Raw genomic sequence first — 6625 nt, 5'->3', positions numbered from 1 at the left:
AAAACGCATGTACGCCGTATGCCATCGACCAAACTCCTCGGGCAGATCACGCCACGGGCTACCCGTGCGCGCGATCCACAGCACTGCCTCTACGAACAACCGATTATCTGCACCATGCCGACCCACATCACCAGGCTTACCCGGAACAATGGACTCCAGTCGTCCCCATATCTCATCGGTCAACAACATTCGACTCATCTTGATCGCTTACGCAAAAGATGAGATGTAAACACATTTCTTCAAATGTGAACAGAGCCTAGGACCCCGCCATGACTGACGAACTGTTCCCCTGCGATCATTGCGGCTGAGCATGGGCTTTCGGGTTTTCTCAACGATTGATTGGCCGGCCGTCAGCGCCGGAGAGAGACTTCTCCCACCTCGGCATGAGCTTGGCCCCTGATACCATGATATGGAGGCACGCTCGCCCTACGAGCCGCCGACTGAAAAGGTCTGCTGTATCTACTGCGAGGACTGCGGGATGCAGACGCCTTGGATTCCGACCGGCAATGACCGCCATGCTGCGCTGGATAAGGCGGGGGAGATCTAGAACGCCCGTATGCGGCGTCCGAAGGCAAAGGAGGGCGACCTCCTCAAGCTTATTCGGAAGGAGATCGGCTCCGTCGACACTGCATTTCTGATCGACCTGTTGTCCCGCAACGAAGATGATTGGGAAAAGCGCGGGCCGATTTTTGGCATGATCGCCAAGAAAATAGCGGACGGCAAAATCACGATGAGCGACTATTGGCCCGTCGACACCGTGCTTAACGACGCAGCCCGCTATCGCAAGCTCCAGCAGCTTGCTAAACGCGTTTACATCGACGGAATCGCATCGATCCAGTTTCCCCGCATTCCCGCCACGGGCGGAGACGAAGGCAGCTTCGAGAATAGCGTGAACCTTGCTGTCGACGATCTTCCTGATCGCAATCGCTGGTAGCTTGACTTCGGGGTACGGTCAGCATACTGAATTTAGCTCTGGTCGCCGACCAGGGATTACAACTCAAGGAACGTCGGTATGTCCCCCATCGAATATATCCGTGCCGCCCATCGTCTGCGTGCACGCCTTGCGCCGCAGATCTTCATCGTCAAGGCATTAGGTGCGATCCTCACGTACCACGCCATGACGAGCCCGATGTTGAACTGGTTGTTGAACTGACCTACCCGAAGGGCGGCAAACCCTCGAGCCTCGAATGATGTACCGGCGCATAGTCCATGTCTAGCAGAAGCAGCGCGATTTTACAGGGCTTTCGTGTGTGAAGTCGAAGGGGTGCGCGGGGCAACGAAGGCGAAACTCGCGAGCGTACCGTGTCGATAGCTCACCGCGTACCCGGCCAGATCGGGCGCATCCATCTTTGGATCGGATATCCAAAAAATGATAATAATTGATAATTGTGTTATGTTGACTGTAACATGATCCCGAGGAATGACGATGATCAGCGCTGAACTTGGAACCAAGCTCGAAACCTTCATCGAGCAACTTGTCACCACCGGCCGGTATGGCTCGAAAAGCGAAGTGCTGCGCGAGGGCCTGCGGCTCTTGCAAGACCGCGAGGCGCAATTCGGGGCCTTCGATGCGATCATGGAAAAGCGCCTTGCTGATTCAGACGCGGGCAAGGGTAAGCCGGCCACAGAGGTTTTCGACCGGCTGGATGACAAGTATCGCCGGATGGCCGAAGGTAAATGATCGTTCGACTGCTACCGGACGCCGAGGCGGACCTTGAAGCGATCGGCGATTACATTGCCCGCGACAATCCGAACCGCGCACGATCCTTCGTCGCCGAACTGCGCGAGAAGTGCGAAAGCCTAGCGGCCATGCCACAAGCCTTCCCGCTCGTGCCTTGCTACAAGCGCCGGGGCTTGCGCTACCGCGCACACGGAAACTACCTGATCTTTTATCGCGCGACCGGCGAGCCGATCGCGCGCATCGACGTGGTGCATGTCATTCACGGTGCGCGCAACTACGCCGCGATTCTGTTCTAGTAATCTAGAACATCGCGCAACTGTTCAGTCTGTTGCGCTTTGGCAAACCTGGTGATTGCGCGAAATCTCTTACGATCAGTCCGTGGGAGCAATCCGTCACGCGTATGGAAAACGTGAACAGGAATCTCGTTCACGCGTCCAGTTCACCGAATTGGGCATCAATGCGCTTCGTCATCTGAAAATTTCGACGCCATCTCTTCTGCAACTTGGCCAGTTGGTCCATTGATCAGCGTTTCCCTAAAACAAGTATTAAAACCCTTAAAATAGCTCAGCCTGTGGATAACTTTCGTCTTTAGGAACCATCCAAACAAAGTCCAAAAAGCCCTCACCGCCTCTTGGGGGATTACGCCCCCGCCGACTCGCGTCCTTCGGACGCCCCGGCCGCTTCGCGGCCTCACACCCGGCATCCCCCTGCTCGACGCTTCGCGTCTGCGCTCATAATGGACACGCCTTTCGGGCGTGAAGTTACCCGTTCAACGCAGGGGCGCTGCCCCTGCACCCCGTTCTCGCTCTGTATCCCACCCGATAGGCTCAGGCCGCTCCAAGGCGTCAAGGATCGGCTTCGCCTGCCGTCGTCCTCGCCCGTTCGGTGCTCGCGCCCTTGTACGGGCTGCGTTGCGCACGGCGCAACATGCTCCGCTGCGGCCTCCGGGCGGCTTCTTGATCCCTCTGCGCAGCCCAAAAAAATAGAGGTGGATTGACAAAAGAAGTTTTTGTAGTAAAGTTTATAATTCGGTTCGTTTCTGCAAACACAAACAGGAATATCGCCCATGACCATCACCACCCTATCGAGCCGGGAGTTCAATCAGGACACCAGCCGGGCCAAGAAAGCTGCCTCAGAGGGGCCGGTTTTTATCACCGATCGGGGCAAACCCGCCCATGTCCTGCTCAGCATCGAGGAATACCAGCGCATCACCGGTAGTCGGCGCAGCATCGCCGATGTCTTGGGATGGCCTGCCGGTGTCGAAGACATCGAGATTGAGTTTCCGCGATTCCGCGAACTGGCCCGTGCGGCCGATCTTTCCTGATGTTTCTACTTGATACAAACATTGTCTCCGAGCTGCGAAAGGTCAGAACTGGCAAAGCTCATCCTAATGTCGTCGCATGGGTGCAGACGGTTCATGAAAGCAGCCTTTTCCTTTCGGCGATCGTCGTTCAGGAACTGGAAATCGGTGTTTTGCAGCTAGAGCGAAAAGACCCGACTCAAGCCGCTGTCTTGCGCAGCTGGCTGGATGAGTCTGTCTTGTCGGCTTTCGCTGATCGCGTGCTGCCGGTCGATACGGCCGTTGCGCGACGTAGCGCCCCCTTGCATGTGCCCGATCCTCAACCCTACCGGGATGGCCTTATCGCAGCCACGGCACTCGTCCATGGCATGACGATCGTGACCCGCAACATCGCGGACTTCCGCATAACCGGCGTGCCGCTACTCAACCCATGGGAAGCCCTCCATGAGCGAGAACATTGATGTTCAAACCCGCCTCAAAGAGCGTCGGCCGGATCGCCCCTGGCAGTTGCTCATGATCGGCAAGGGGATCAGCCAGATCACGCCCCAGGATGTTGATGCGCTCACGCGCATCTTCGATCTGTTTCCTCATGTCGGTGGGCTAGACGTGACGACTTCAGCCGGTCCCGTATGGGTGTCGCGGGATTTTTCGAGCGATTACACCCACCAGGTTGACCAGCTTCTCGCCGAGATTTTTCAGCGAAACTCGGCCGTCACGGGTATCGCCTTCCCAGCGGCCTCCGGGCAGCCAAGGCATATCGCGACGCCCGACAATCCGCATTGGTTGGCGCAGGGACAAGCGCTTGAGGCTCTTTCCAAAGCTTGTCAGCGCGGCGAGATCACGGCCGATGAAATGGCTAACCGCGTGAAAGACCTCACTCGCCAGAGCGCCCATGACGCCACACATGGCTGAGCAAGCCATGTCTTAGCGACATACATATGTGGCGCGACATACCCGCCCACGCGCTACGCCTGGTCACCTAGGCGTCGACGTGGCGTTTCTGTAGGCGTCGAATTCAAGGAAGATGCTCGATTGCACAAGTGATCATAAAATAGATCGGCATGCTCGCACAGACGATACGATGGGCTCTCGATCGGGAAGGCGATCGAGTAATGCAGTATTCTGTAGAGCAGAGCCGTTGCAACCACGCTGTCGCCGAAGCTGGGATTTGTGAGCTGACGTGCGGATGATGCGCAACGCTCGTAGCACGCGTTAAACGAGTCGAAAGTGCAGGTTGCCGCCATTGAAACCGATCAGTTAACCGATCCCGTCGACGATCAGTAGGCTGTTAAAAGCAGGTAAACGTACCCGTTGCACCAGATCTCCCTCGCGTTCGACCATGCGATAAGAAAACGACGCCTTTCCTATGAGGTCGTCAGCTAGCGATGAGCCAGAAGATCTCCGCTGAACATCTCAGCCGCGGTGCAGTTGTCTATGTCCGGCAGTCAACCATGAGCCAGGTAGTGGAGCACACGGAGAGCCAGAATCGTCGTACGCGCTCGCTGAATCTGCACGGGCCATGGGCGTATCTATGACCCCAGGCTGGTCAACGATCGTCTCCTGCTTGGACTCAAAGGCACGATGTCGGAGTACGAACTCAGTCTGCTGCGGCAGCGCGGCATCGCCGCCCGTGATTCGAAGGCCCGGCGCGGGGAATTGCGCTTCGCGTTACCTCCCGGCTACTGCTGGAACGAGCTGGGACAGATCGAGATGGATCCAGACGAGCGGGTTACTGAGGCCATCCGGGTGCTGTTCCGTAGTAAGTTTCGTAAACTCGGCAGTGCCCGTCAGGTGCTGCTATGGGTCATACAATCGGACGTCAAGCTGCCCGTAACGCGGGCCCGCGGGCATCCGGATCGAATGGAGCCGGCCTGCGTATCACACGGTCGTCCAGATCCTGGAGCATCCGGTTTATGCTGGGGCGTATGTGTTTGGAACTGCGGTCGTCGACGGACGGGCTCGAAAGACTGAAGGCCACTCCAAGCCAATGAAGGACTGGAGCGTCCTGTTGCGAGACCATCACCCAGGGTACTCACGTGGGATCAGTTCGAGGAGCATCAAAGGATGATTGCCGAGAACACACACATGAAGAAGCGGGCTTCCCGCCGATCTGCTCGTGGCGGGCGGGCATTGCTGACTGGCCTGGCGCGATGTGGCCGGTGCGGTCGAATGATGCGAGTCAACTACGGCATGAGAGCCGGTCACGCGCATCGCTATTACTGCCGTGGCGACGAAGCACATGTCGGAGCATTTCGCTGCATAGGAATCGGTGGAATACGTATCGACAAAGCGGTGGCAACCGCAATTCTTGAAGCGGTTTCGGAGCATGCGGTGGAAGCGGCCATTCGCGCTGCACAGCAAACATCACGCGCAGGCGACGATGCGCGTCGCGCGTTAGCCTGCGAGCTCGAGGAAGCGCGCTACGAAGCCTCTCTTGCCGCGCGCCGGTATGAGATTGTCGATCCGACGAAACGATTGGTTGCACGCGAGCTTGAAGCGCGTTGGAATGCAGCCCTTGAACGTGTCGCTCACCTCGAAGAGCGCGCAGCGCTTCTGGCCCGCGAGGTTGCAAGCCGGCCCGCGATCAACCAAACGCAGTTGATGACGCTCGCGCACGATCTTCCGGCGGCGTGGAATGCGCCGGGCACCGATATGCGAACAAAGCAGCGGCTGACCCGTATTCTCATTCAGGAAGTCGTGATTGATCTGGACGACAACACGAATGAAGCAATCGCCACGGTTCACTGGACCGGTGGTCGCCAGAGGTGATCGCGGAAAGTCGGACAGCGGGATAAGTGGATCGTTCGGGGCCTGAGCCAGCGATAATGCAGGCAAAGGAACCGAGGACATGACGCAAAGGAACCGAGGACATGACGAAGAGAACCCGACGCACGCACTCAGCGGCGTTTAAAGCAAAGGTGGCGCTGGCCGCAGTCAAGGGCGATCGCACGCTGGCCGAACTGGCGCAGCAGTTCGATGTGCATCCGAACCAGATCACGGAATGGAAGCGGCAGTTGCAGGAGCGCGCAGCCGACGTGTTCGGAACGACGGGCGCGGTATCGAGCGAGCCGCCGGTAGACGTGAAGACCCTACACGCCAAGATCGGCCAGCTTTCTCTGGAAAATGATTTTCATATGACGGCGCGCTCAACAAGGCGGGATTGCTGAGCGCAAAGCGATGATTGACCGTGGTCATGCGTTGTCGGTGTCGCAGTAAGTCCGGCTGGTCGGCATCGCAAGATCAAGCGCGTACTACCAGCCGCAGCCGGTGAGCGAAGCCGGCCATCGGCTGATGCGCCGCATCGACGAATTGCATCTGGAGTTTCCATTCGCCGGAGCGCGGTTGTTGGTGCGGCTGCTGCGACGAGATGGCTTCGGAGTTGGCCGCCGCCGTGTGCGCACGCTCATGAAGCGTATGGGTATGGAAGCGCTTTACTGCAAGCCGAACACGAGCCGACGCAACGCGCAGCACAAGATTTGGCCGTACCTGCTACGCGGCATGAAGATCGAACGCGCCAACCGGGTGTTCGCACTCGACACGACGTACATTCCCATGGCGCGCGGCTTCGTGTATCTGATGGCGGTAGTGGATTGGGCGAGCCGCAAGGTTCTTGCGCACCGTGTGGCCATTACGCTGGAGGCGAT

At 58.0% G+C, this 6625-nt stretch carries 10 protein-coding genes and 1 pseudogene; 10 read left to right on the top strand and 1 reads right to left on the bottom strand.

Features of this window, described 5'->3' with window-relative positions:
• Nucleotides 1–198: transposase (locus BVER_RS30805; protein ID WP_157056252.1), on the bottom strand; the 198-nt coding region annotated here is incomplete at its 3' end.
• Between the two features lie 358 nt (nucleotides 199–556).
• Between BVER_RS30805 and BVER_RS26730 the strand changes: the two genes are divergently transcribed.
• The 10 genes and pseudogenes from BVER_RS26730 to BVER_RS34665 form a co-directional block, all read left to right on the top strand.
• Nucleotides 557–934, top strand: a complete 378-nt coding sequence (locus tag BVER_RS26730; RefSeq protein ID WP_050455833.1) for a hypothetical protein — start codon at nucleotides 557–559, stop codon at nucleotides 932–934.
• A 78-nt stretch (nucleotides 935–1012) separates the two neighbouring features.
• Complete coding sequence (locus BVER_RS31960) at nucleotides 1013–1153, top strand: hypothetical protein (protein ID WP_157056250.1); 141 nt, start codon at nucleotides 1013–1015, stop codon at nucleotides 1151–1153.
• Between the two features lie 273 nt (nucleotides 1154–1426).
• On the top strand, nucleotides 1427–1681 hold the full coding sequence (locus tag BVER_RS26725; protein ID WP_050455834.1) for a type II toxin-antitoxin system ParD family antitoxin: 255 nt from the start codon (nucleotides 1427–1429) through the stop codon (nucleotides 1679–1681).
• Nucleotides 1678–1977 (top strand): type II toxin-antitoxin system RelE/ParE family toxin, encoded by a 300-nt coding sequence (locus BVER_RS26720; protein WP_050455832.1) that lies wholly within the window; start codon nucleotides 1678–1680, stop codon nucleotides 1975–1977. The genes BVER_RS26725 and BVER_RS26720 overlap by 4 nt, the downstream gene beginning before the upstream one ends.
• Nucleotides 1978–2747: 770 nt before the next feature.
• Nucleotides 2748–3005: a type II toxin-antitoxin system Phd/YefM family antitoxin gene (locus tag BVER_RS26715; RefSeq protein ID WP_050455831.1), complete on the top strand. Its 258-nt coding sequence runs from the start codon at nucleotides 2748–2750 to the stop codon at nucleotides 3003–3005.
• Complete coding sequence (locus tag BVER_RS26710) at nucleotides 3002–3442, top strand: type II toxin-antitoxin system VapC family toxin (RefSeq protein ID WP_083452384.1); 441 nt, start codon at nucleotides 3002–3004, stop codon at nucleotides 3440–3442. The genes BVER_RS26715 and BVER_RS26710 overlap by 4 nt, the downstream gene beginning before the upstream one ends.
• Entirely contained in the window at nucleotides 3426–3893 is a 468-nt protein-coding gene (locus BVER_RS26705) for a hypothetical protein (RefSeq protein ID WP_050455829.1), read from the top strand. Before BVER_RS26710 ends, BVER_RS26705 begins: the two co-directional genes overlap by 17 nt.
• A gap of 937 nt (nucleotides 3894–4830) precedes the next feature.
• Nucleotides 4831–5049: a recombinase family protein gene (locus tag BVER_RS36040; protein WP_198155417.1), complete on the top strand. Its 219-nt coding sequence runs from the start codon at nucleotides 4831–4833 to the stop codon at nucleotides 5047–5049.
• Nucleotides 5046–5750 (top strand): recombinase zinc ribbon domain-containing protein, encoded by a 705-nt coding sequence (locus BVER_RS32985; protein ID WP_332309155.1) that lies wholly within the window; start codon nucleotides 5046–5048, stop codon nucleotides 5748–5750. The genes BVER_RS36040 and BVER_RS32985 overlap by 4 nt, the downstream gene beginning before the upstream one ends.
• Before the next feature lie 101 nt (nucleotides 5751–5851).
• A pseudogene (locus BVER_RS34665) lies at nucleotides 5852–6625 on the top strand (IS3 family transposase); the annotation flags it as partial.

The sequence above is a fragment of the Candidatus Burkholderia verschuerenii genome, from assembly GCF_001189365.1.
Classification (GTDB): Bacteria; Pseudomonadota; Gammaproteobacteria; order Burkholderiales; family Burkholderiaceae; genus Caballeronia; species Caballeronia verschuerenii.
This window is presented reverse-complemented; position numbering and strand designations above follow the sequence as displayed.

What these genes read in the sequence shown, in the direction of transcription:
- BVER_RS26730 (WP_050455833.1), top strand. Translation starts at nt 557, where the DNA reads ATGCGGCGTCCGAAGGCAAAGGAGGGCGACCTCCTCAAGCTTATTCGG.
- BVER_RS26705 (WP_050455829.1), top strand. Translation starts at nt 3,426, where the DNA reads ATGAGCGAGAACATTGATGTTCAAACCCGCCTCAAAGAGCGTCGGCCG.
- BVER_RS26725 (WP_050455834.1), top strand. Translation starts at nt 1,427, where the DNA reads ATGATCAGCGCTGAACTTGGAACCAAGCTCGAAACCTTCATCGAGCAA.
- BVER_RS32985 (WP_332309155.1), top strand. Translation starts at nt 5,046, where the DNA reads ATGATTGCCGAGAACACACACATGAAGAAGCGGGCTTCCCGCCGATCT.
- BVER_RS26715 (WP_050455831.1), top strand. Translation starts at nt 2,748, where the DNA reads ATGACCATCACCACCCTATCGAGCCGGGAGTTCAATCAGGACACCAGC.
- BVER_RS26720 (WP_050455832.1), top strand. Translation starts at nt 1,678, where the DNA reads ATGATCGTTCGACTGCTACCGGACGCCGAGGCGGACCTTGAAGCGATC.
- BVER_RS31960 (WP_157056250.1), top strand. Translation starts at nt 1,013, where the DNA reads ATGTCCCCCATCGAATATATCCGTGCCGCCCATCGTCTGCGTGCACGC.